Raw genomic sequence first — 24045 nt, forward strand, 5'->3', positions numbered from 1 at the left:
AGTAGGGAACTGCCAGGCATCAAATAAAACGAAGGGCCCTGTCGGAAGACAGGGCCTTTTGTTTTATCTGTAGTCTGTCGGTGAGCACTCTCCTGAGGAGGAGAAATCCGCCGGGAGCGGATTTGAACGTTGCGCAGCAACGGCCCGTAGGGTGGCGGGCAGGACGCCCGCCATAAACTGCCAGGCATCAATTTAGTGAAGAAGCCCGTCCGTCTGGACGGGCTTTTTTGCGTGTGTGGTAACTGTAAAAATGTAGGCCTGATAAGCGCAGCGCCATCAGGCAACCGGCACCGCCGGATGGCAGCTTCGCCTTATCCGGCCTACAAGGAACGTGCTTTCTCTAACCACCGCAAAATGAAGGCAGAAATCTGCGATACATCATTAAGATCCAAAACGGGTACCGCTACGGCAAGTGGAATATCACTGGCAACCGCAATAACATGCTCATCAAGAATTAATTCTTCCTCGCTGTGCCCACATCCCTGACGAAAAAGTAAGATCTTCGCAACTGCCTCGTGTTTAAACCCTTCTACCAGCACCATATCCAGCTTTGATGCATCCATCCGGCTCACCAGCCATGCCAGATCCAACTCTTCTTGCCCCGGCGTTTCAGTCATTAACGCCCAGCGCTGCTGACTGGCAACCAGCGTCTGTGCCGCCCCGGCCTTACGTAATTCGTAGCTATCTTTACCCGGTTTATCAACATCCATATCATGATGGGTATGCTTAATCAGCCCTGGCCGAATACCGTGCGCACAAAGTGCTGGGATCAGTTTTTTCAGCAGTGTTGTTTTTCCCGTGCCGCTCCACGCGGCAATGGCGAGTAGCGGTATCATGGTCTCTTTTGCCATTGCGCGAGTTCCTCCGGCGTGTTGACGTTCACAAATGCCTCCTTACAATCGCTGAAATCAACGGCGTGTCCGCCTACCTGGCGCATAAAAATCATTACCCGCCGCTCGCCTGCTTGCAAATAAGCTGTCAACTGGGGCTCAACGGCACGATTAATCAACGCGATCGTTGGATGATCGCGCTCTCCATCATCAACCCAAACCACGGGTGCGCCATGACGCTGCGCTGCTAAACGATCGACCAGGTTGGGGGGGATACAGGGATTGTCACAGGGACAAAACAGAAACCAGTCGCCTGCTACCTGCTGAAAAACGGAAAGCATACCCGCCAGCGGACCGGGAAAGTCAGCAATTGAATCCGGAATGACTTTCAGGGCGCTGGCCTGGTAGATATCCAGATGGCGATTAGCACTAATGACGACCGTAGCCAGTTGCGGCGCGAGCGCGTCGGCAACGTGTCGCCAGAGCGGTTTACCGTTCAGTTCAAGCAGACCTTTATCCACACCTCCCATCCGCCGGGCTTTACCGCCTGCCAGCACCACGCCGGTTATTACTTCATCCAGATTCACCGATATCGCCTCTTTTATTGTGGGATTGACCCTGCTACCGTGTCTGTATCAAGAATAAGGAGCACAGCTATGAAATGTAAACGCCTGAATGAAGTCATTGAACTCCTCCAGCCAGCCTGGCAGAAAGAGCCTGATCTTAATCTGACGCAATTTTTGCAGAAACTGGCGAAAGAGTCAGGTTTTGACGGCAAACTGGAAGATTTAACTGATGATATCCTGATCTACCATCTGAAAATGCGCGATTCCGCCAAAGACGCCGCCATTCCAGGGATTCAAAAAGACTATGAAGAGGACTTTAAAACGGCGCTTTTACGCGCCCGCGGCGTTATTAAAGAGTAAAACCTTGTAAGCGGCGCCACCGAAATCGCCACGAAATGATATCCTGAATCATTCGTAGTATTTTCCGGATGATGGTGGGATGAACGACAACGCTTTTACTTTCCAGACGCTACACCCGGAAACCATCATGGATGCGCTGTTTGAACAGGGGATCAGGGTGGATTCCGGGCTGACTCCACTAAACAGTTATGAAAACCGCGTCTATCAGTTTCAGGATGAAGACCGTCGACGTTTTGTCGTTAAGTTTTATCGTCCTGAACGCTGGTCTGTTGATCAAATTCGGGAAGAACACCAATTCGCGCTTGAACTGGTGAAGGATGAGGTTCCGGTTGCTGCTCCGCTCGCGTTTAATGGCCAGACACTGTTAGCGCATCAGGGCTATCATTATGCCATTTTCCCCAGCGTAGGCGGTCGTCAGTTTGAAGCAGACAATATCGATCAGATGGAGGCGGTAGGGCGTTATCTTGGCCGATTGCATCAGACGGGGCGAAAACGTCCTTTCACTTTCCGGCCTGACATTGGGCTTGCAGAGTATCTTTTTGAACCTCGCCAGGTATTCGAAGATGCCGCACTGATTCCCTCCGGGCAAAAAGCGGCTTTCCTGAAAGCCACTGATACTCTACTGTCTGCAGTTACCGAATGCTGGCGCACCGATTTCGCCACGCTGCGATTGCACGGCGATTGTCATGCCGGCAACATTCTATGGCGTGATGGACCGCTGTTTGTCGATTTAGATGATGCCCGTAACGGTCCGGCGATACAGGATTTATGGATGCTGCTGAACGGCGACAAAGCCGAACAGCGAATGCAGCTTGAAACCATTATTGAAGCTTATGAAGAAGTTAGTGAGTTCGATACGGCTGAAATTGGTCTCATTGAACCTTTACGCGCCATGCGTTTAGTTTATTATCTTGCCTGGTTGATTCGTCGTTGGGGCGATCCTGCGTTTCCAAAAAACTTTCCCTGGTTAACAGGGGAAGATTACTGGCAGCGACAGACAACGGCTTTTATTGAGCAGACTAAAATTTTGCACGAACCCCCTTTACAATTAACGCCAATGTATTAATCGGAGAGAGTTGATCATGAAAAAGATTTGGCTGGCGCTGGCTGGTATGGTTTTAGCTTTTAGCGCCTCGGCAGCACAGATCAGCGACGGTAAACAGTATATCACGCTGGATAAACCGGTCGCTGGCGAACCCCAGGTACTGGAGTTTTTCTCCTTCTACTGCCCACATTGTTATCAGTTTGAAGAAGTGCTTCATGTGTCTGACAATGTGAAGAAAAAGCTGCCGGAAGGCACCAAAATGACCAAGTACCACGTTGAGTTCCTGGGGCCGTTGGGCAAGGAGCTCACCCAGGCATGGGCGGTGGCGATGGCGTTGGGTGTAGAAGATAAAGTCACGGTCCCGCTGTTTGAAGCCGTACAGAAAACCCAGACAGTACAATCTGCCGCGGATATCCGTAAAGTGTTCGTTGATGCGGGCGTCAAGGGCGAAGATTACGATGCGGCATGGAACAGCTTCGTGGTGAAATCACTGGTTGCGCAACAGGAGAAAGCCGCGGCTGACCTGCAACTGCAGGGCGTTCCGGCGATGTTCGTCAATGGCAAATACCAGATTAACCCACAAGGCATGGATACCAGCAGCATGGATGTTTTTGTTCAGCAGTATGCTGATACTGTGAAATATTTGGTTGATAAAAAATAAAAAGAACGCCGGTCACTGACCGGCGTTTTTATAAGATGTTTTAATCTCTTCTATCTGTATATCTTTCTTATCCCACAGCGTATTAAGCCAACGTTGAAAACGGCGTTTGAATGTTTTGTCGTTCACGTAATCGCCGTGCAGTTCTTCATTTATGGATTCCAGTTGCACCCGAACAACAATACGCGTCAGCCTACCGCTTAGCATATCGTAGAAGGGGTGGCGATCGTTGTTTGGGTAACACAACGTAATATTAAGCAGCTTATCGAACTGTGAGCCTAAAACATTAATCGCCATTGCAATACCGGCTGCTTTTGGTGGCAACAGATGTTGATAGGGTGAATGCGTTTGCTGACGTTTCTCATGCGTAAATCGCGAGCCTTCAACAAAGTTAACGATAGTGGTGGGATACCGACGAAACTTCTCGCAAGAGCGGCGAGTTGTTTCAACATCTTTGCCACGTCGATCGGGGTGGCGGAGCAGATAGCTACGAGAGTAGCGCTTCATAAACGGCATATCTAATGCCCAGCACGCCAGGCCGATGAACGGCACCCAGGCCAATTGCTGTTTAAGAAAGTACTTATTCATTGGGATATGCTTGCGGAACAGAACGCAAAGCACAACGATATCGGCCCAGCTGCGGTGATTACAAATCAGTAAATACCAATTTTTCTTGCTCAGCCCTTCTAACCCTTCTACATCCCATTGCAAGTGCGGATTAAGGCGTAACAGCGCTGCAAGACCAGCACACCAGCAATACATCATGAAATTGCAGAAAATGGAGACCTTGCGCCAGATACCGGGAACAGGCAAAAGAAGCTTTACCATACCGGCAACGATGATCGGTACTGAGCAAACAATAGTGACCAGGATGGTCAATACGATACTCAATGGGAGCGTGATAGCCGCGAGTATTCTCGTCATAATAAATTATTCAAAAGTTAGCCATAAACGGTGCGCGAAAAGGGCGCAAGAGGCTGATTCTATCAGAAAACGATGCTAATGATGGTGCTGAGTGAAATAGAAACACTCGTAACAACTATCCACATTATGATAACGGCATGAATCAGATAATCAGAAAAACGTGATGTTAACAACTCATTGAAAATAATGGTTAATTATTAAGGTGAGAAGGCTATCGCGCTGATTTTAAAGTAATGGTAAGAATTTACACACAAAGTTATCCACAGGTTGTTTTGCGAGCGATCCTGAAGATCGACAAAACTTTTCCGCAAATGCGGCGAAAAACTCAAGTTTTCCTCCTGTATGTGGCATCCTTTAACCATAATCTGTTAAACAGGCACGGACATTATGGTTCAGATCCCAGAAAACCCACTTATTCTCGTAGATGGCTCATCCTATCTCTATCGCGCCTATCATGCGTTTCCGCCGTTAACCAACAGCGCGGGAGAACCTACGGGCGCAATGTATGGTGTCCTCAACATGTTGCGCAGCCTGATCATGCAGTATCAGCCGACGCATGCTGCGGTGGTGTTTGACGCCAAAGGAAAAACCTTCCGTGATGAGCTCTTTGAACATTACAAATCGCATCGTCCTCCGATGCCGGATGATCTGCGAGCGCAAATAGAGCCGTTACATGCCATGGTTAAAGCCATGGGGTTACCGCTGCTGGCGGTCTCTGGCGTAGAAGCGGATGACGTTATCGGTACACTGGCGCGAGAAGCGGAGAAGGTGGGGCGTCCGGTATTAATCAGCACCGGCGATAAAGATATGGCACAGTTGGTGACGCCGAATATTACGCTGATCAACACCATGACTAACACCATCCTCGGCCCGGATGAAGTCGTTAATAAGTACGGCGTGCCGCCTGAGCTGATTATCGACTTTCTGGCGCTGATGGGGGACTCCTCGGATAATATTCCGGGCGTGCCAGGCGTGGGTGAGAAGACGGCGCAAGCCTTGCTTCAGGGATTGGGCGGCCTGGATACGCTGTACGCCGAGCCGGAAAAAATTGCCGGTCTCACTTTCCGCGGCGCCAAAACGATGGCCGGTAAATTAGCGCAGAATAAAGACGTAGCGTACCTGTCTTATAAACTCGCCACCATTAAAACGGATGTTGAACTGGAGCTGACCTGCGAACAGCTTGAAGTGCAGCAGCCGATTGCGGATGAACTGCTGGGCCTGTTTAAAAAATATGAGTTTAAGCGCTGGACGGCGGACGTCGAGTCAGGTAAGTGGCTACAGGCAAAGGGCGCGAAACCGGCGGCCAAACCGCAGGAAACGGTCGTTATTGATGAATCGCCCAGCGAACCGGCAGCGGCGCTCTCTTATGAAAATTATGTCACTATTCTGGACGACGTTACGCTGGAAAGCTGGATTGAAAAGCTGAAAAAAGCGCCAGTTTTTGCTTTCGACACGGAGACCGACAGCCTGGATAATATCGCCGCCAACCTGGTGGGCCTCTCGTTTGCCATCGAACCTGGCGTTGCCGCGTATGTACCTGTCGCACATGATTATCTGGACGCTCCGGATCAAATCTCCCGCCAGCGTGCTCTGGAACTGCTGAAGCCGCTGCTGGAAGATGAAAAAGTGCGCAAAGTGGGGCAAAACCTCAAGTACGATCGCGGCGTCTTGCAAAATTACGGTATTGAGCTGCGCGGTATCGCCTTCGATACCATGCTTGAGTCTTACATTCTGAACAGCGTCGCCGGACGCCATGATATGGACAGTTTGTCCGATCGTTGGCTGAAGCACAAAACTATCACCTTTGAAGACATTGCCGGTAAAGGTAAAAACCAGCTCACCTTTAACCAGATCGCACTGGAGGAAGCGGGGCGCTATGCGGCAGAAGATGCGGATGTCACGTTACAGTTGCATCTCAAAATGTGGCCTGAGCTCCAGCAGCACAAAGGCCCGCTGAATGTTTTCGAAAACATCGAAATGCCGCTGGTGCCGGTACTGTCACGCGTTGAGCGCAATGGCGTAAAAATCGATCCTGCCGTCCTGCACAAACATTCGGAAGAAATCACACTACGTCTGGCGGAACTGGAAAAGAAAGCGCATGACATTGCGGGCGAGGCGTTCAACCTGTCCTCAACGAAGCAGTTGCAGACCATCCTGTTTGAAAAGCAGGGTATTAAGCCGCTGAAGAAAACGCCTGGCGGCGCGCCGTCAACGTCGGAAGAGGTGCTGGAAGAGCTGGCGCTGGACTATCCGCTGCCGAAAGTGATTCTGGAGTATCGTGGTCTGGCGAAGCTAAAATCCACCTATACCGATAAGCTGCCGCTGATGATTAACCCGAAAACCGGGCGCGTCCATACGTCCTATCATCAGGCGGTAACGGCGACGGGACGTTTATCGTCCACCGATCCGAACCTGCAAAATATTCCGGTGCGCAATGAAGAAGGCCGCCGCATTCGTCAGGCATTTATTGCGCCTGAGGATTATCTCATCGTGTCTGCGGACTATTCACAGATTGAGCTGCGTATTATGGCGCATCTTTCCCGTGATAAAGGGCTGCTCACGGCGTTCGCCGAAGGGAAAGATATTCACCGCGCAACGGCGGCGGAAGTCTTTGGCTTGCCGCTGGATAGCGTGACCGGGGAACAGCGCCGAAGTGCGAAAGCCATTAACTTTGGCCTGATTTACGGGATGAGCGCCTTCGGTCTTTCTCGCCAGCTTAATATTCCGCGTAAAGAGGCGCAGAAGTATATGGATCTCTACTTCGAACGCTACCCTGGCGTGCTGGAATATATGGAGCGCACCCGCGCTCAGGCAAAAGAACAAGGCTATGTGGAAACGCTGGAGGGACGCCGCCTTTATCTGCCGGATATTAAATCCAGCAACGCGGCGCGGCGCGCGGGGGCGGAACGCGCGGCGATCAATGCTCCCATGCAAGGAACGGCTGCCGATATCATCAAGCGCGCCATGATTGCCGTCGATGCCTGGCTACAGGCCGAGCAGCCACGCGTGCGGATGATTATGCAGGTACACGATGAATTAGTGTTCGAGGTGCATAAAGACGACTTAGATGCGGTAGCAAAACGTATCCATCAGTTGATGGAAAACTGCACGCGTATTGATGTGCCGTTGCTGGTAGAAGTCGGTAGCGGGGAAAATTGGGATCAAGCGCACTAAGCATTTAAGGAATAACGCGCTTTTTTCGTAATTAAGCAACATAAGCACGGGGGTTTTGTGATGGGTATTAGAATTCCCTATGTAAAGAATGAAAAAAAATTACGAAAAGGTCTTTCTGTGTTGCTCAAAAAAGAGTAAAGTTATTCACGTAGGGTACAGAGGTAAGATGTTCTATCTTTCAGACCTTTTACTTCACGTAATCGGATTTGGCTGAATATTTTAGCCGCCCCAGTCAGTTTATGACTGGGGCGTTTTTTATTGGGCATAAGAAAAGTTTCGCTCACACCGTAGGCCGGATAAGACGCGCAGCGGCGCCATCCGGCATAGCGGGTGATTATTCCCCGTCCTGAATCTCTTCGACCGGTGCCAGTTCGCTAAACCAGCTGTCCAGTTTCTGACGTAACTTATCCACGCCCTGCTTTTTCAGCGAGGAAAACGCTTCTACCTGCACATCGCCATTAAAAGCCAGCACGGCTTCACGTACCATATTCAACTGCGCCTTGCGCGCGCCGCTGGCCAGTTTGTCCGCTTTGGTCAGCAGAACCAGAACCTGGATATTGCTCTCTACAGCCCACTGGATCATCTGTTGGTCGAGGTCTTTCAACGGATGGCGGATATCCATTAAAACGACTAAGCCCTGTAGGCTTTGACGTTTCTCCAGATATTCCCCCAGCGCGCGTTGCCACTTGCGTTTCATCTCTTCCGGGACTTCCGCATAGCCATAGCCCGGCAGGTCGACCAACCGTTTGCCCTCTACGACTTCAAACAGGTTAATCAATTGGGTACGGCCCGGCGTTTTAGAGGTGCGCGCCAGGCTTTTTTGGTTGGTCAATGTGTTCAGGGCGCTGGATTTGCCTGCATTGGAACGGCCAGCAAAAGCCACTTCAATTCCGCAATCGGAAGGTAAATGGCGAATATCAGGCGCACTCATCACAAAATGCGTCTGTTGATAATTCAGGTTAGTCAAAGCGGTCGTCTCCGTCAGTCAAAGCATTGTGGCGATTATACCTGAACGCCAGCAAAAGACGGATTTTTCGGCGCGGCGGTGCTGTAAGTAAAAGCCATACGCTTTGTGAGACATTGACCATTGCACTTATGCGACATGACAGAGTCGTTGTCAGGCTCAAAGCCAGTTAATATAGTTAAATCATGAATTTATAGAAAGGTAATTGTCTGAAAAAAAGGGATTTGCCGTGTCGGTATCTTGTGAGTTTACCCCAAAAAAGTAAAGTAATGCACATAGCGAGGACGCTAACAGGATCAACGACTCAGGATGAGGGTCAGGAGCGCCAGGAGGCGAAGACACAGGATTGTCAGGAAGACAAACGTCCGGAGACGTTAGTAAAAGGAAATGGAAACAACATGGAATGTTCCAGGCTAAGGGAAAAACAGGGCGTGTTGATAGCCAACAGGGATGGTGGAACCCGTTAAGGGTCGTGAGTCAAGAAAAAAGGCGGCAGATTACTCTGTCGCCTTTTTTCTTTGCTTGCTTTCTGCTAGATTCCGCCTCAATTCTATACTGAATAAAACGGCTTAAAGATCTGACATCATGAAAAAACCAACCTCTGCACCGCGCAGTAAAGCCTTTGGCAAACAGCGTCGTAAAACGCGTGAAGAGTTAAACCAGGAGGCGCGCGACCGTAAACGCCTGAAAAAACATCGCGGTCATGCGCCGGGAAGTCGCGCGGCGGGCGGCAATTCCGCTTCGGGCGGCGGCAATCAGAATCAACAAAAAGATCCACGTATTGGCAGTAAAACACCTGTTCCATTGGGCGTGACTGAAAAAGTGACCCAACAGCATAAACCGAAAAGTGAGAAACCTATGCTTTCACCGCAGGCGGAGTTGGATTTACTGGAAACGGATGAGCGCCTGGATGCGCTGTTAGAACGTCTGGAAGCGGGCGAAACCCTGAGTGCGGAAGATCAAGCCTGGGTAGATGCCAAACTGGATCGTATTGATGAACTGATGCAGAAGCTTGGTCTGTCTTACGATGACGACGAAGAAGACGACGAAGAGGACGAGAAGCAGGAAGATATGATGCGCCTGCTAAGAGGCGGCAACTAACGGGTTTACACCGTGGGCTTGCCCGTCCTGCTTATAACCCTTCCGGTTATATGTTATCTGGTGTGGTTATTCGTTAAACTACAGCGATTGTCGCGGCGACAGAAATGGCTGCGCAGCCGGCTTGCCGCCCGTCATGGCGTGAAGCCGGTACGCCGTACCCGCCAGAGACGCCATCGGAAGGAGTGAGCATGTCTGAACAGCAAATAGACTGGGATCTGGCCCTGATCCAGAAATATAACTATTCCGGGCCACGATATACCTCGTACCCAACCGCGCTGGAGTTTTCTGAAGACTTCGAGGACGCCGCATTCTTGCAGGCTGTGGCGCGTTATCCTGAACGTCCGCTCTCGCTGTATGTGCATATCCCGTTTTGTCACAAGTTGTGTTATTTCTGCGGCTGCAACAAGATTGTCACCCGCCAACAGCATAAAGCTGACCAGTATCTTGACGCGCTTGAGCAGGAAATTCGTCATCGCGCGCCGCTGTTTGCAAACCGTCATGTCAGCCAGCTTCACTGGGGCGGCGGTACGCCTACTTACCTGAATAAAGCGCAAATCAGCCGCTTAATGACGCTGTTGCGTGAAAATTTCCACTTTAATACCGACGCGGAAATCTCGATCGAAGTCGATCCCCGTGAAATTGAGCTGGATGTGCTCGATCATTTACGTGCGGAAGGTTTTAACCGCCTGAGTATGGGCGTGCAGGACTTTAATAAAGAGGTGCAGCGCCTGGTTAACCGCGAGCAGGATGAAGAATTCATCTTTGCGCTGCTTAATCACGCCCGCGATATCGGCTTTACCTCGACCAATATCGATTTGATCTACGGTCTACCGAAACAGACGCCGGAAAGCTTCGCTTTCACGTTGAAGCGTGTGACGGAGCTGAACCCCGATCGTTTGAGCGTCTTTAACTATGCGCATCTGCCAACGCTTTTTGCCGCCCAGCGTAAAATTAAAGATGCCGATTTACCCAGCGCGCAGCAGAAACTGGATATTTTGCAGGAGACCATCGTATCGCTTACTCAGGCCGGTTATCAGTTTATCGGGATGGACCATTTTGCCCGTCCGGACGACGAACTGGCCGTCGCGCAGCGCGAAGGCGTGCTGCACCGTAATTTTCAGGGCTATACGACCCAGGGCGATACCGATCTGCTGGGGATGGGGGTTTCTGCTATCAGCATGATTGGCGATGGCTACATGCAGAACCAGAAAGAGCTGAAGCGTTATTACCAGCAAGTGGATGAGCGGGGCAATGCGCTATGGCGTGGTATTACGCTGACCCGTGATGATTGCATTCGTCGCGATGTTATCAAGGCGCTGATTTGTAACTTCCGCCTGGATTTTAACGCTGTCGAACAGCAGTGGGGTTTGCATTTCGCTGAGTATTTTGCCGAAGATTTGCAGTTACTGTCGCCGCTGGCGAAAGATGGGCTGGTGGATATTAGCGAGAAGGGAATTCAGGTGACGGCGAAAGGTCGTTTGCTGATTCGCAATATCTGCATGTGCTTTGACGCGTATCTGCGCCAGAAAGCGCGGATGCAGCAGTTCTCGCGCGTCATTTAGCCGGGTTGCCCGGTGGCGCTGCGCTTACCGGGCCTACACGTTGCGACAACCTGTAGGCCGGATAAGCATTAGCGCCATCCGGCACATTGTCAGCTGAACAGTCCCACCAGCGCGGCACACAACACGGCGGCTAGCGCAGTTTGTGGCGTGTGGCTGTCGACCGCTCCACTCGATACCAGATTAATAATAGATTCTAACATAATGAATCCCCCCGTTTGCCGGGCATGATCATACTGAACTCATCGGAACAGTAAAGCGCAAAATAGCAGCGTTTTGCGCTCAATTATTAATCTTTACACTCGCGGGTAATGTTTACTCCATTCCCAGCTCTTTCAACTTCCGCGTTAGGGTGTTTCGCCCCCAACCGAGCAGCCTGGCGGCTTCCTGTTTATGACCCTGCGTATGGCGTAACGCCGTGGTCAGTAGCGTTCTTTCCAGTTCTGGCTGCGCTTCAGAAAGCAGGTTTTGATGACCGGATCGCAAGGCGCGGTCCGCCCATTGCGCCAGTAATGTAGCCCAGCTATCCGGCGGCAGGTGGGACGGGCTATCCGGCGCCGAGGCTTCAAACAGTTCGCCCGGTAAATCCTGGATCAATACCTCCTGTCCGGCGGCCATGACGGTGAGCCAGCGGCAGGTATTTTCTAACTGACGCACGTTACCAGGCCATGCCAGGCGCGTTAACGCCGTTTCGGTTTCCGGATGTAATAATTTGGCTTCCACGCCTAATTCACGGGCGGCGACCTGCAAAAAATGGCGCGCCAGGCGCGGAATATCCTCACGACGCTCGCGCAACGGCGGAAGATGGATACGAATCACGTTCAGGCGGTGGAACAGGTCTTCGCGGAATTTCCCTTCCTGAACGCGTCGTTCGAGGTTCTGGTGGGTGGCGGCGATAATGCGCACATCCACTTTTACCGGCGCGTACCCGCCCACACGGTAGAACTGTCCGTCAGCCAGCACGCGTAACAGACGAGTCTGGACATCCAGCGGCATATCGCCAATTTCGTCCAGAAACAGCGTGCCGCCGTCAGCCTGCTCGAAACGGCCCTGCCGGATGGTATTCGCCCCGGTAAAAGCGCCTTTCTCATGGCCAAACAGTTCGGATTCAATCAAATCTTTCGGGATGGCCGCCATATTGAGCGCGATAAACGGCGCTTTGGCGCGTGGGCTATGGCGATGTAGCGCATGGGCGACCAGTTCTTTACCGGTTCCTGATTCGCCGTTAATCAGCACGCTAATCGAAGAACGCGACAGCCGACCAATAATGCGAAACACATCCTGCATGGCGGGCGCTTCGCCTATCATGTCTGTTGTCGGGCCGTTAACCTCGATATTACGCGGCTGCTGCTGCTCCTGATAGTGGCTAATCGCGCGCTCGACCAGAGCGACGGCTTCATCAATATCAAACGGTTTAGGCAGATAATCAAACGCCCCCTGCTGATAGGCGCTCACGGCGGCATCTAAATCGGAATGCGCGGTCATAATGATGACCGGAAGCATCGGGTGACGCTGTTTAATCTGCTTTAATAGCGCCAGCCCGTCCATTCCCGGCATTCGGATATCCGACAGCAAGACGTCCGGCGTTTTACTGGCCAGCGCAGCCAGTACTTCATTACCATTCTCAAAGGTGGTACAGGTCAACCCTGCCCCGGCGAGAGCACGTTCAAGCACCCAACGGATGGAACTATCATCATCGACGACCCAGACTATTCCTCGTTGCATAAACACCTCTATTTCCGAATCGGCAGGTAAACCGAAAACTCGGTATGCCCCGGCCAACTGGTAAATTCAATTTTGCCGGCGTGTTGATCGATAAGATTGCGGGCGATAGATAACCCAAGCCCGGTGCCGCCTTCGCGACCGCTGACCATCGGGTAGAACAGCGTATCCTGTAAATGGGGAGGAATGCCCGGCCCATTGTCTTCAACGTCTATACGCGCCGCCAGGCGATAGCGTTCGCCATGCAGCGTTAACTGGAAGGCGGTACGGGTACGCAGCGTAATTTCGCCGCCTTCCGGCCCCAGCGCCTGCAAGGCATTGCGGACAATATTCAGCAGTACTTGCTCAATTTGTTCCGGATCGTGCGGCAGTTCTGGCAGACTGGGGTCGTAATCGCGGATAAGCCGGACATTATCCGGCAGTTCCATCGACACCAGCGCCACCACGCGCTCCGCGACTTTATGTATGCTCTCGGTAATGTGCATTCCCGGGTGCTGCGGCCCCAGCAAACGATCGACAAGGTTGCGTAGCCTGTCGGCCTGTTCAATGATGACTTTGGTATATTCCATTAGCGCCGGGTCGGGCAGCGCCTTGCTGAGTAGCTGCGCCGCGCCGCGCAGGCCGCCGAGCGGATTTTTGATTTCGTGCGCCAGACCGCGCACCAGATCGCGGGCGGCGATTTGCTGCGCGTGCTGCAACTGCTCCTGACTCAGACGACGCTGGTTATCCATCGGCGCCATTTCGAGCAGTATAAAATCGTCGGGCAGACGTTGGGCGGTCAAAGAGAGAATATGCGAGCGACTATCAATCACCAGCGTCACTTCGTTATCGGTAAAGCCTTGCCCTGCCGCTAAACTTTCGCGCATCAGGTCAATGTTTAACGAAAAATAGCTCAACAGTTCAGGTAACGGCGTCCCGAACAGTTTGCGTGAGCTTTGCGCGAGCAACTGCTGCGCGGCAGGGTTGGCGTAATGGATTGCCAGCGCGTCGTCGACCACCAGCACGCTGTTGATTAACGAATTGAGGATCTGCCCAGCATCGGGCTGTATGCCGCTTGCCATTCAGCAGTCTCCTGGAAAAGGTTGCACCATTTTAGTGCATTATAGCTTTTTACCACTAAAAAGCGCGTGAGATCAGATTGTTGGTGGAGAAAAAAGCCCATCCTGGGATGGGCTGAAAGTTTCCACGGCAACTCAAAAACTCCTGACGCCTTTCACGCTGCTGCTGCGTTGGCTGCCTTCGCTTACCCCGGTCACATCGCTATCTATGCTCCCGGGGATGTGCTCAGTTGCCGCCTTGCAGCAACGCGAAATTCGTCGGATTTTTAATATACGATTAAACGCTGTAGTACAGCTCAAACTCTACCGGGTGCGGAGTCATACGCACGCGGTCATCTTCTTCGCGACGCAGCGCAATATACGCATCGATCGCTTCATCCGTGAACACGCCGCCTGCTTTCAGGAACTCGCGATCCAGATCCAGCGCGTTCAGCGCTTCTTCCAGAGAACCCGCTACCTGTGGGATCTCTTTCGCTTCTTCCGGCGGCAGGTCATACAGGTTTTTGTCCATGGCTTCGCCTGGGTGAATCTTATTCTTAATCCCGTCCAGACCGGCCATCAGCAGGGCGGCAAAGCACAGATACGGGTTAGCCGCCGGGTCCGGGAAACGCACTTCGATACGGCGCGCTTTCGGAGACGCCACCACCGGAATACGGATGGAGGCGGAACGGTTACGAGCGGAGTAGGCCAGCATTACCGGCGCTTCGTAACCCGGGACCAGACGCTTGTAGGAGTTGGTGGTCGGGTTCGCCAGGGCGTTGATGGCTTTGGCGTGTTTGATGACGCCGCCGATGTAGTACAGCGCCTGCTCAGACAGACCGGCATATTTGTCGCCAGAGAACAGGTTGGTGCCGTTCTTCGCCAGCGACATGTGGCAGTGCATACCGGAACCGTTATCGCCGAACATCGGTTTTGGCATAAAGGTCGCGGTCTTACCGAAGCGGTGAGCCACGTTATGCACGACATATTTGTAAATCTGAATTTCGTCGGCTTTTTTGGTCATGGTGTTAAAGCGGGTCGCCACTTCGTTCTGACCTGCGGTCGCTACTTCGTGGTGGTGCGCTTCAACGACCAGGCCCATCTGCTCCATGACCAGACACATTTCAGAACGGATATCCTGCGCGGAGTCAACTGGCGGAACCGGGAAATAACCGCCTTTCACGCCCGGACGATGGCCTTTGTTGCCGCCTTCGTACTTGGTAGAGGAGTTCCAGGCGCCTTCAATATCGTCAATCGCAACATGTGAGCCGGAGATAGATGCGCCGAAGCGGATGTCGTCGAACAGGAAGAATTCAGGTTCCGGCCCAAACAGGACGGTATCGGCGATACCGGTCGCGCGCAGGTAGTCTTCCGCACGTTTTGCGATGGAACGTGGGTCACGGTCATAACCTTGCAGAGTGCCAGGCTCCAGGATATCGCAACGGATAATCAGGGTAGAGTCCGCGAAGAACGGGTCAATCACTGCGGTGGATGCGTCTGGCATCAGCACCATGTCGGATTCGTTAATGCCTTTCCAGCCGCCGATAGAGGAGCCGTCAAACATTTTGCCTTCTTCAAAGAATTCGGCATTTACCTGATGAGCAGGAATCGTGACGTGCTGTTCTTTGCCTTTGGTATCGGTGAAGCGCAGATCGACAAACTTCACTTCGTGCTCGTTCAGCATCGTCAAAACGTGTTCAGCGGACATACTTGTACTCTCCCGGATTGGTCATGGTCGGTCGTCGTGGTAACGAGATCTTCAATTCTGCTGGCCGTGTCGCCGTAAAAATATAAAGCGAAATCTGTGCCAACTTTCACATTGCCCCCAAAAGGCGTTATCATGCGCACCATCGTGCAAAAGGGCTGCACCACGGTGACTATGTTGCACCAAAATAGTGCTTTAATGTGAACATTAAGCACCACATTGGTGCAATAGAACGCAAGCCACCCTTTTAACGCTCCGTGAAAGCGATCACAAAGAGACTCTGCAATACTTGTTTGCGGAGGATGTTTGTGATCCTGTTTTGTAGTGCGATTAATCCGTGTACAATAACGCGCTATTTCTAATGCCTGAGGCAAAGTTGTGATCGAAAATTTGCGTAACATCGCCATCATCGCGCACGTTGACCATGGTAAAACTACCCTGGTTGATAAGCTGCTCCAGCAATCCGGTACGTTCGACGCGCGTGCCGAAACTCAAGAGCGAGTGATGGACTCCAACGATTTGGAGAAAGAGCGTGGTATTACTATCCTCGCTAAAAACACCGCTATTAAATGGAATGATTACCGTATCAACATCGTTGATACTCCCGGGCACGCTGACTTCGGTGGTGAAGTAGAGCGCGTCATGTCCATGGTTGACTCTGTGCTGCTGGTGGTTGACGCATTTGACGGCCCGATGCCGCAAACGCGCTTCGTGACCAAAAAAGCCTTTGCTCATGGCCTGAAACCCATTGTGGTTATTAACAAAGTTGACCGTCCTGGCGCGCGCCCTGACTGGGTTGTTGACCAGGTATTCGACCTGTTTGTTAACCTCGACGCGACCGACGAACAGCTGGACTTCCCGATCATCTACGCTTCGGCGCTGAACGGTATCGCGGGTCTGGACCACGAAGATATGGCGGAAGACATGACCCCGCTATATCAGGCGATCGTTGATCATGTTCCGGCGCCGGACGTTGACCTCGATGGTCCGTTGCAGATGCAGATCTCCCAGCTGGACTACAACAACTACGTTGGCGTTATCGGCATCGGCCGTATCAAACGCGGCAAAGTGAAGCCGAACCAGCAGGTCACTATCATCGATAGTGAAGGGAAAACCCGTAACGCGAAAGTAGGTAAAGTGCTCACGCATCTGGGTCTGGAGCGTATCGACAGCGATATCGCCGAAGCGGGCGATATCATTGCGATCACCGGTCTGGGCGAGCTGAACATTTCCGACACCATCTGCGACCCGCAGAACGTTGAAGCGCTGCCGGCGCTGTCCGTTGATGAGCCGACCGTGTCTATGTTCTTCTGCGTTAACACCTCGCCGTTCTGCGGTAAAGAAGGTAAGTTTGTGACTTCTCGTCAGATTCTTGACCGTCTGAACAAAGAGTTGGTGCATAACGTGGCGCTGCGCGTTGAAGAAACCGAAGATGCGGATGCGTTCCGTGTATCCGGTCGTGGCGAACTGCACCTGTCCGTGCTGATTGAAAACATGCGTCGTGAAGGTTTCGAACTGGCGGTTTCCCGTCCGAAAGTTATCTTCCGTGAAATCGACGGTCGTAAACAAGAGCCGTACGAAAACGTGACGCTGGACGTCGAAGAGCAGCACCAGGGGTCTGTCATGCAGGCGCTGGGCGAGCGTAAAGGCGACCTGAAAAACATGAATCCGGACGGTAAAGGCCGCGTACGTCTCGACTACGTGATCCCAAGCCGTGGGCTGATTGGTTTCCGTTCAGAATTCATGACCATGACTTCCGGTACGGGTCTGCTGTACTCCACCTTCAGCCATTACGACGATATTCGTCCGGGTGAAGTGGGCCAGCGTCAGAACGGCGTACTGATCTCTAACGGTCAGGGTAAAGCGGTGGCGTTTGCGCTGTTCGGTTTGCAGGATCGCGGTAAGCTGTTCCTGGGCCACGGCGCGGAAGTTTATGAAGGCCAGATTATTGGTATTCACAGTCGCTCCAACGACCTGACGGTAAACTGCCTGACCGGTAAGAAACTGACCAACATGCGTGCGTCTGGTACGGATGAAGCGGTGATTCTGGTTCCGCCAATTAAAATGAGCCTTGAGCAAGCGCTGGAGTTCATTGATGACGACGAACTGGTAGAAGTCACCCCAACCTCTATCCGTATCCGTAAACGTCACCTGACGGAAAACGATCGCCGCCGTGCGAACCGTGGTCAGAAAGAAGAGTAATTAACGCTCTTACGGATAAAAACCCTGCCGAAATGAAAACTCGGCGGGGTTTTTTTATTCACGTTGAGAAAGGGATAAGGTTGCCAAAAAATCAGCAATCGCTGGCGTATTATGCCGACCAATGACAATGGTCAGTGAGCGAAGCTTTGGCAGATCTTCATCGGTTAAAATCAAATTAATGAGCTGTTCCTGGGTTAATTCATTGTCCCAATCAATATTAAATCGCTTATTCATTTGTTTCCCTTCTCTATAAGCATGAATACGGTAAAACGCTTTGTGAATATTATCATGGCGCTTAGGGGCGGGATATCGGGAGTCTGATTCAGGATGAATGAGCGGGCAGAACAACTACCCGCTGTGATGCTGATTCGTAAAATAGAGGCGATAATATCAGAAGAAATACTTCGCCCCGATACGAATCTGGTTTTGCTCTCTATGGTAGGGGCCCACGTTACGATCTAACCAGCGTAATTCAAAGTAGGGCAACCAGTGTTCATTGATACGATAACGGAAGGTATTAGTGATTTCCCAATGATGCTTCGTACCATTACTACTATTAAAATCATTAACGTTATAAAAATAGTGTGGTTCAAAGGTATAAGAAAATTTATCGGTAATGATAAAATTCCAATAGTTACCGATTTCATAGCTGTCATTATTATCCAGTTCGCCATTCAAATCGGTTGAACTATAATTATTGTGATTATATCGGTTACGTACCGTAAGATTAAACCACAGGGTAAATTTATAGTTAACATCCAGATAGACGGCGCCGCCGGAACCAATGCTTTTGTCGTTTATTAACCCGCCAGGCTGGATGGTTAATTTATCTGTAGGTTTAAATAACGGATACCAGCCCTCAATCTCATTATAACCGTGCTTTAATTCATTATCACGCTGTAGCGTATAGGTATTGGTCAACATAATTCCGGCCCCCATATCGGAGTTATAGCCGACGCGCAGCATAAACTCCATTTGGTCAGACGCCAGGTTATAGGCCTCACGGTTTTCTACATAAGCGCCAGCAAAAACAGAGGTGGATATTACAGAAGTTAATATCACTAGAGTATTCAGAGATTTCATAATAAATCCATTTTTCAAATATAGGGAAGCCGCCATCCATCGGGATGGATAAAGCGGCAAGCGTCGTTTAATTATTTACAGTAGAAATACTTTGTTTATTATTAGTCGCGACAATTTGATTACCTGTTTTCTTTCGTTGGGCAATTTCCTCGATAATAAAAGCGAAACGTTGTTCATTGAGCTTATAAAAAAAGCCCATCGTTAGTGCTGCGATAATGGCAAGACCGCAAGGCCATAAAAAAATGAGCTGACGCAAACCAAGCAACGTGGTGTCACTTTGAGCTATGTTGGGGATATAACCGATTTGCGTCAGCATAATACCTGGCAAAAAGCCAGCAAGCGCAGCGGAAATTTTTCGGGAAAAGGTATAACCCGTATACACCGAGCCTTCAGCGCGAATACCCGTTTTCCATTCACCATAGTCAACCGTATCCGGAACCAGCGCCCAGTTCAGGCTGTTGACGAAAGCGGTACCGAAGAAGGCGATACAAGAAAAAATGACAAAATAAAAGGAGTTATAACCCCAAAAATAATTTAAAACATCGCCCGCGGCCCATAAAAGCATACCTGCTAAATACACGCGTTTCTTGCCAAAGCATTTTACGGTCCAGGGAACTAACAAAACACCAATAATTACACAGCCCATACTAAAAAAACCCATCCAGGATAATAGGTTAATGTCATTTAGTACATATTGGGTATAATAAACCTGAATAGCGAGCTTGATATTAAATGCTGCTAGTGTACACAAATTTGCAATGCATAGAACTAATAGTGGTGGGTTGTGAAAAATTGCACAAAATGATTTGATGATGCTTGCCTTATGTCCCGGCGATGGGGGTTCAATGTAATGTTCTTTGGTTCCTTTATAACATAACATAATAAAAATGAAACCAAAGATAGAGAAAGTTAAGGCTGCATAACCATAACCAATGGTAGTTGTAGAGAATAAAGATTGAAGTGGAATAAAAGCAACCGTACAGATTAATAATCCTATTGTTGCCCCTCCCTGCCGGAAAGCTGCCAGTTGTGCGCGTTCATTTGGATTTTTTGTTATTGCTGGGATCATAGCGCCATATGAACAGTTCATTAGACTGTAAAACAGTCCGAATAACATAAATAGACCGGTAGCAATAGCGGTCTTTATCGGCAGACTAAATGTTGTAGCAATAAACTGAACTGTCGCAATAATTGCTGATGGTGCTGCTGCATACAGAATGAAAGGTCTAAATTTCCCTCTGATTCCAATGTTTTTTTGAGAATCGAGAAGAAATCCGGTTAGCATATCTGTAAATGCAGTAAAGAATTTTGCTATGAGGAAAATAACCCCGCCATAATATGCAGGCATTCCTAGCTCATCTGTGTAAAACTTGAGCAAATATAATGTGCCAATGCTTAGCATTAGATTAGAGCCAATATCACCCGCACCGTAAGCGAGTTTTTCTCTCAAGCTTAGTTTTAGCGTTAGCGGATCATGGTCAGGCATAACCACTCCTTACAACGCCCCGAAGGGCATCAGTCATCATTATTGTTAAGCAGTACGTTTACGTGCTTCTATTTCCTCAACGATACGTATGTACATTTTCTCGTTGAGGTTGTAAAAACAGCCCATTGTAATCATGGCCAACACTGCGAGGGCACAAGGATATATGAAGATCAACTGACGTAATCCTTCAACAGTGCTGGTTGATTGCACCACGTTGGGTATGTAGCCAATTTGAGTAAGCATCCATCCGGGAAAAAATCCAGCCAACGCTTGGGACATTTTGCGAAAGAAGGTGAGCCCGGTATAAACCGTCCCTTCGGAACGAACACCTGTACGCCATTCACCATATTCCACTGTGTCCGAGACTAGCGCCCAGTTCAGGCTGTTGACGAATGCTGAACCAAAGAATGCCAGACAGGAGAAGGCCACGAAGCTCACCGAACTGTCGCCGAAGCTGTAGTTAAGCAAATCACCCACGGCCCAAATTAGCAGTCCGCCGATATAGACTTTTTTCTTACCAAAACGGCGTACAGCGGTAGGCATTAAAAATACGCCGATGAAGATACAACCCATACTGAAGAATCCCATATAGGACAACAGAATCGGATCGTTCAGCACGTACTGGGTGTAGTAGACCTGAATCGCCAGTTTGACATTAAATGCCGCAAGGGTGCAAAGGTTGGCGACGCACAGAATAAACAACGGGCGGTTACCGGCGATGGCGCGAAAGGATTGCAAAATTCCTGCTTTTTGTGCGGAATCAGCCTGTTTGACCTCGACATAACGCTCTTTGACACCCGCATAGCAAAGCCACATAAATAGCAGCCCGCATAACGAGAAAAGAGCAGCGGTTACGCCATATTGCAATTGTTGATTGCCTTCAATCAAATTCATAACTGGTACAAAAGCAACGGTGCCAATGAGAAGGCCTAAGGTGGATCCGCCCTGGCGCCAGGCTGCCAGCGAGGCACGTTCATTTGGATTTTTGGTTATAGCTGGCACCATCGCGCCATAAGAGCAGTTCATTAGGCTGTAGCATAATCCATACAGCATAAACAGCAGCGTTGCGACGACCGTTTTGCCCGTAATTTCTAACGGTGTTCCTATAAAGTTGGCTGTAGCCAGCAGTGCTACTGGGAATGAGCCATACAGAACGAACGGGCGAAATTTACCTTTCGGTCCTATTTTTCGCCGCGAGTCGAGCACAATACCAGTGCCCATATCGGCAAATGCGGTAAAGAATTTAGCGATTAAGAAAATAATCCCACCATAGGTTCCCGGAAGACCGAGGACATCTGTGTAGAATTTCAACAAATAGAGTGTGCCAATATCCAGCAGAATATTGGAACCCAGATCGCCTATGCCATAAGCTATTTTTTCTTTAAGCGGCAGGCGTAGCGTTGCCGGATCAGCAGAGGTCTGACTCATTATTTTTCTCCATCTGCCCGCAGGTTTCCCTGCGGGCGAGCCGTATTAGATATTCCGTAAAGAAGCAAAAAGTGAAGCCCACTCGCTCTTCGCGCGATAGAAGACTGGCGGCTTACCAATGGGCGCATCCACGGTAATTTCACCGCCGTGGTGAGCTTCGCCGGTCCAGATATTCACCCAGTGCTCTTCCGGCAGGTACAGCGTCCAGTCGCAACGCCCCTGCTCGTGAACCGGCGCGACCAGCAGATCCTGACCGAGCAGATATTGATATTTCAGGGTGTAGGTTGTGGCATCGTTCTCGTAGTGCAGGAATAGCGGACGCATGACCGGCAGACCGGTAGCCGCGTTTTGCGCCACCGCCTGCTTGAGATACGGTTTCAGCGTGGTAAAGACGGTGGTCATGCGGGCAAAGTGGGCAATAGTTTCCGCGTCGCCGTCGAACTGCCAGTTATCGCCGGGGCGGTTGCCTTCATGGGTGCGCATCATCGGCGTAAAGGCGCTGAAATCGCACCAGCGCAGCAGCAACTCTTTGCTGCGTTTCATGTCAAACAGGGTGGTGTAGCCGCCGATATCGCTGTGATGCAGACCGTGGCCGGTCATCGCCAGCGACAATGCCGCAGGCACGACAGAGGCCAGACCATCATCAAGGCTCCAGTCAACGTTCTGGTCGCCTGCCCACATCATGGTGGAATATTTCTGACTGCCGGTGTAACCCGCACGCATAAAGAACAGGATCTCGCCGAGCTTGCCGGTCTCCTGTAGCGCTTCGTAGTTACACTTCGCCCAGAGCGCAGGCCAGGCGTTATGCATGATCTCTGCGCTGACGCCGTTGTGCAGATACGTGTCGGTCGGCAGATATTCGCCGAAATCCGCCATCCAGCCGCTGCAGCCGAGCGCGATCATGTTCTTTTTGATGACGTCTTTGAACCAGTCGTAAGCTTCAGGATTGGTCAGATCGACCACGCCGCCATAGAATTCGCCAAACTCGACCAGATAGTCGCCGCCCGTGGCGTCTTTCGCCAGGTAGCCGTGTTTCGCCGCCTCGGCGCAGAGGTCTTTATCACTGGCGACGTATGGGTTGATATAAGAGAGGAACTGGACGCCTTCTTCTTTCCACTGTTTGATACGGCTATCCAGCTGTGGATAGTTGTCGCTATTCCACTTCCAGTTCCACATCACGCGTTTGCCGAAAGAGGTCATACGAATGCCGGACCAGTCCTGCGCCCAAATACCGTTCACTTTTACGCCTGCGTTGCGCATGGTATCCAGTTTTTGCTGGCAAACTTCCGTACCGCCCTGAATGCCTAGCGTGACGCCGTCGTAAACCCAGTCCGGCAGCTCCGGCTGGCGACCTAACAGCGCAGTCAGTTTTTCCAGTAGGGCGATGTAGGTGTCGGCACACTCAAAACGTAGCGTAGTTTTATCTTCCCACAGCGCCAGTTCGTGATACTCCGGCGCGCTGAAGTCGAAATTCATATAGCAGCTATTATCGACGTGGCAGTAATACTTCTGCGTGCTGACAAAGGTCGGTTGCGGGAAGAAGGTCCAGTAATAGTCGCCGCCGGAGTTCTCTTTACAGTCTGCCTGCCAGGTGACATAGCTGGTTTTATTACGGCCAACGCCCTGTTCGCTGGTCCACAGCGGGAACGGCTTGCCGCGCAAATCGAAATAAGAGAACTGTTCGCCGCAGCCGTAGATATGGTCGTCTGGATTAGCTACGAGGCGTAACCAGATACGGTTATGGTGCAGGTCGTCGTTTTGCAGATCCAGCTGCAGGCGTCCCGCCTCATCGGTGGAGATGCGAAGGGTGGCGCTAATTGTTGCGCCACGGCTGAATTGTACCAGCCAGCCGTCAGGTAGCTCGCTGACGGTGGCCTCCGTTAATGCAATCTTCTCGTTAAGTTTGTCTTTGATGCTGAAGTTGCCGCGAAACATGTCAATGTCGGCAACGCCCGCGCCAATCCACAGACAGGGGGTTTCGGCGCTGTGGCGTAAAATCAGGCGCTGGTGGTACGTCAGCGTAAAGCCCTCAATGTTCTTTTCTATCAGGACAGAGGATAAATGCTTACTTTGCGTGCTCATAAAATATTCTCCATGAAATTGAGGAACGCGAGCATACTGATTGTTTATGATTCGTTATTATTCATTAGCCTTAAATAGTTATGCGCTACTCTTGAAGTAGCGCCTGAACAAAGCAAGCA

The 24045-nt window shown here is 50.8% G+C and carries 20 protein-coding genes and 2 pseudogenes; 8 read left to right on the forward strand and 14 right to left on the reverse strand.

The features are described from left to right. Window positions 1-320 precede the first annotated feature (320 nt). Together mobB and mobA are read right to left on the reverse strand one after the other, a co-directional pair. A complete protein-coding gene (gene mobB / locus ACLJRS_RS20430) occupies window positions 321-836 on the reverse strand; it encodes a molybdopterin-guanine dinucleotide biosynthesis protein MobB (RefSeq protein ID WP_010989085.1) in 516 nt (171 codons plus the stop codon). After that, complete coding sequence (gene mobA, locus ACLJRS_RS20435; RefSeq protein WP_001046895.1) at window positions 833-1417, reverse strand: molybdenum cofactor guanylyltransferase MobA; 585 nt, start codon at window positions 1415-1417, stop codon at window positions 833-835. Before mobA ends, mobB begins: the two co-directional genes overlap by 4 nt. Window positions 1418-1486: 69 nt before the next feature. On the opposite strand from mobA, the gene ACLJRS_RS20440 reads away from it, so the two are divergent. The 3 genes from ACLJRS_RS20440 to dsbA all read left to right on the forward strand — a co-directional run bounded on the left by ACLJRS_RS20440 (window position 1487) and on the right by dsbA (window position 3462). Further along, window positions 1487-1756 carry a YihD family protein gene (locus ACLJRS_RS20440; RefSeq protein WP_000649858.1) on the forward strand — a complete coding sequence of 90 codons (270 nt, stop codon included), beginning with the start codon at window positions 1487-1489 and terminating at the stop codon, window positions 1754-1756. Window positions 1757-1835: 79 nt separating this feature from the next. After that, window positions 1836-2822, forward strand: a complete 987-nt coding sequence (locus ACLJRS_RS20445; RefSeq protein WP_000999262.1) for a serine/threonine protein kinase — start codon at window positions 1836-1838, stop codon at window positions 2820-2822. Between the two features lie 16 nt (window positions 2823-2838). Then, on the forward strand, window positions 2839-3462 hold the full coding sequence (gene dsbA / locus ACLJRS_RS20450) for a thiol:disulfide interchange protein DsbA (protein WP_000725364.1): 624 nt from the start codon (window positions 2839-2841) through the stop codon (window positions 3460-3462). Between the two features lie 12 nt (window positions 3463-3474). On the opposite strand, the gene ACLJRS_RS20455 is transcribed toward dsbA, so the two are convergent. Then, window positions 3475-4383, reverse strand: coding sequence for an acyltransferase (locus tag ACLJRS_RS20455; protein ID WP_000196903.1), 909 nt, complete (start codon window positions 4381-4383; stop codon window positions 3475-3477). Window positions 4384-4770: 387 nt separating this feature from the next. Here ACLJRS_RS20455 and polA point away from each other — a divergent pair, with 387 nt between their 5' ends. Further along, on the forward strand, window positions 4771-7557 hold the full coding sequence (gene polA / locus ACLJRS_RS20460; RefSeq protein ID WP_000249972.1) for a DNA polymerase I: 2787 nt from the start codon (window positions 4771-4773) through the stop codon (window positions 7555-7557). 334 nt (window positions 7558-7891) lie between these two features. On the opposite strand, the gene yihA is transcribed toward polA, so the two are convergent. Further along, a complete protein-coding gene (gene yihA, locus ACLJRS_RS20465; protein ID WP_000183331.1) occupies window positions 7892-8524 on the reverse strand; it encodes a ribosome biogenesis GTP-binding protein YihA/YsxC in 633 nt (210 codons plus the stop codon). A 239-nt stretch (window positions 8525-8763) separates the two neighbouring features. Here yihA and ACLJRS_RS20470 point away from each other — a divergent pair, with 239 nt between their 5' ends. The 3 genes from ACLJRS_RS20470 to hemN all read left to right on the forward strand — a co-directional run bounded on the left by ACLJRS_RS20470 (window position 8764) and on the right by hemN (window position 11184). Continuing rightward, window positions 8764-8988, forward strand: a complete 225-nt coding sequence (locus ACLJRS_RS20470) for a hypothetical protein (RefSeq protein ID WP_001541209.1) — start codon at window positions 8764-8766, stop codon at window positions 8986-8988. A 118-nt stretch (window positions 8989-9106) separates the two neighbouring features. Beyond that, complete coding sequence (gene yihI / locus ACLJRS_RS20475) at window positions 9107-9622, forward strand: Der GTPase-activating protein YihI (protein ID WP_000743292.1); 516 nt, start codon at window positions 9107-9109, stop codon at window positions 9620-9622. 188 nt (window positions 9623-9810) lie between these two features. Then, window positions 9811-11184 (forward strand): oxygen-independent coproporphyrinogen III oxidase, encoded by a 1374-nt coding sequence (gene hemN, locus ACLJRS_RS20480; protein ID WP_000003528.1) that lies wholly within the window; start codon window positions 9811-9813, stop codon window positions 11182-11184. Window positions 11185-11273: 89 nt separating this feature from the next. Here the strand turns inward: hemN and ACLJRS_RS20485 are convergent, their stop codons facing one another. The 4 genes from ACLJRS_RS20485 to glnA form a co-directional block, all read right to left on the reverse strand. Beyond that, a complete protein-coding gene (locus ACLJRS_RS20485; protein ID WP_001578131.1) occupies window positions 11274-11384 on the reverse strand; it encodes a YshB family small membrane protein in 111 nt (36 codons plus the stop codon). A gap of 112 nt (window positions 11385-11496) precedes the next feature. Then, window positions 11497-12906 (reverse strand): nitrogen regulation protein NR(I), encoded by a 1410-nt coding sequence (gene glnG, locus ACLJRS_RS20490; protein WP_001188782.1) that lies wholly within the window; start codon window positions 12904-12906, stop codon window positions 11497-11499. A gap of 8 nt (window positions 12907-12914) precedes the next feature. Next, window positions 12915-13964, reverse strand: coding sequence for a nitrogen regulation protein NR(II) (gene glnL / locus ACLJRS_RS20495; protein WP_000146190.1), 1050 nt, complete (start codon window positions 13962-13964; stop codon window positions 12915-12917). Window positions 13965-14238: 274 nt separating this feature from the next. Next, a complete protein-coding gene (gene glnA, locus ACLJRS_RS20500; protein ID WP_001271699.1) occupies window positions 14239-15648 on the reverse strand; it encodes a glutamate--ammonia ligase in 1410 nt (469 codons plus the stop codon). Between the two features lie 375 nt (window positions 15649-16023). Between glnA and typA the strand changes: the two genes are divergently transcribed. After that, a complete protein-coding gene (typA, locus tag ACLJRS_RS20505) occupies window positions 16024-17847 on the forward strand; it encodes a ribosome-dependent GTPase TypA (protein ID WP_000572064.1) in 1824 nt (607 codons plus the stop codon). A gap of 54 nt (window positions 17848-17901) precedes the next feature. On the opposite strand, the pseudogene ACLJRS_RS20510 reads toward typA, so the two are convergent. The 6 genes and pseudogenes from ACLJRS_RS20510 to ACLJRS_RS20535 form a co-directional block, all read right to left on the reverse strand. Continuing rightward, window positions 17902-17973 (reverse strand): annotated as a pseudogene (locus tag ACLJRS_RS20510) (hypothetical protein); the annotation flags it as partial. Further along, a pseudogene (locus ACLJRS_RS20515) lies at window positions 17974-18081 on the reverse strand (cytoplasmic protein); the annotation flags it as partial. A 156-nt stretch (window positions 18082-18237) separates the two neighbouring features. Beyond that, a complete protein-coding gene (ompL, locus tag ACLJRS_RS20520; protein ID WP_410957890.1) occupies window positions 18238-18930 on the reverse strand; it encodes a porin OmpL in 693 nt (230 codons plus the stop codon). Window positions 18931-18997: 67 nt separating this feature from the next. After that, window positions 18998-20416 carry an MFS transporter gene (locus tag ACLJRS_RS20525; RefSeq protein WP_001112780.1) on the reverse strand — a complete coding sequence of 473 codons (1419 nt, stop codon included), beginning with the start codon at window positions 20414-20416 and terminating at the stop codon, window positions 18998-19000. Window positions 20417-20461: 45 nt separating this feature from the next. Further along, a complete protein-coding gene (locus tag ACLJRS_RS20530) occupies window positions 20462-21844 on the reverse strand; it encodes an MFS transporter (RefSeq protein WP_000084233.1) in 1383 nt (460 codons plus the stop codon). A gap of 45 nt (window positions 21845-21889) precedes the next feature. Next, entirely contained in the window at window positions 21890-23926 is a 2037-nt protein-coding gene (locus ACLJRS_RS20535) for an alpha-glucosidase (RefSeq protein ID WP_410957891.1), read from the reverse strand. Window positions 23927-24045 lie beyond the last annotated feature (119 nt).

Source organism: Salmonella sp. SAL00670, assembly GCF_046552235.1.
In the GTDB taxonomy this organism is placed as follows: domain Bacteria; phylum Pseudomonadota; class Gammaproteobacteria; order Enterobacterales; family Enterobacteriaceae; genus Salmonella; species Salmonella enterica.

Excerpts from the sequence above, each read along its gene's own strand:
- mobB (WP_010989085.1), bottom strand. The coding sequence starts at position 836 with ATGATACCGCTACTCGCCATTGCCGCGTGGAGCGGCACGGGAAAAACA.
- ACLJRS_RS20440 (WP_000649858.1), top strand. The coding sequence starts at position 1,487 with ATGAAATGTAAACGCCTGAATGAAGTCATTGAACTCCTCCAGCCAGCC.
- ACLJRS_RS20445 (WP_000999262.1), top strand. The coding sequence starts at position 1,836 with ATGAACGACAACGCTTTTACTTTCCAGACGCTACACCCGGAAACCATC.
- dsbA (WP_000725364.1), top strand. The coding sequence starts at position 2,839 with ATGAAAAAGATTTGGCTGGCGCTGGCTGGTATGGTTTTAGCTTTTAGC.
- ACLJRS_RS20455 (WP_000196903.1), bottom strand. The coding sequence starts at position 4,383 with ATGACGAGAATACTCGCGGCTATCACGCTCCCATTGAGTATCGTATTG.
- polA (WP_000249972.1), top strand. The coding sequence starts at position 4,771 with ATGGTTCAGATCCCAGAAAACCCACTTATTCTCGTAGATGGCTCATCC.
- yihI (WP_000743292.1), top strand. The coding sequence starts at position 9,107 with ATGAAAAAACCAACCTCTGCACCGCGCAGTAAAGCCTTTGGCAAACAG.
- hemN (WP_000003528.1), top strand. The coding sequence starts at position 9,811 with ATGTCTGAACAGCAAATAGACTGGGATCTGGCCCTGATCCAGAAATAT.
- ACLJRS_RS20485 (WP_001578131.1), bottom strand. The coding sequence starts at position 11,384 with ATGTTAGAATCTATTATTAATCTGGTATCGAGTGGAGCGGTCGACAGC.
- glnG (WP_001188782.1), bottom strand. The coding sequence starts at position 12,906 with ATGCAACGAGGAATAGTCTGGGTCGTCGATGATGATAGTTCCATCCGT.
- glnL (WP_000146190.1), bottom strand. The coding sequence starts at position 13,964 with ATGGCAAGCGGCATACAGCCCGATGCTGGGCAGATCCTCAATTCGTTA.
- glnA (WP_001271699.1), bottom strand. The coding sequence starts at position 15,648 with ATGTCCGCTGAACACGTTTTGACGATGCTGAACGAGCACGAAGTGAAG.
- ompL (WP_410957890.1), bottom strand. The coding sequence starts at position 18,930 with ATGAAATCTCTGAATACTCTAGTGATATTAACTTCTGTAATATCCACC.
- ACLJRS_RS20525 (WP_001112780.1), bottom strand. The coding sequence starts at position 20,416 with ATGCCTGACCATGATCCGCTAACGCTAAAACTAAGCTTGAGAGAAAAA.
- ACLJRS_RS20530 (WP_000084233.1), bottom strand. The coding sequence starts at position 21,844 with ATGAGTCAGACCTCTGCTGATCCGGCAACGCTACGCCTGCCGCTTAAA.
- ACLJRS_RS20535 (WP_410957891.1), bottom strand. The coding sequence starts at position 23,926 with ATGAGCACGCAAAGTAAGCATTTATCCTCTGTCCTGATAGAAAAGAAC.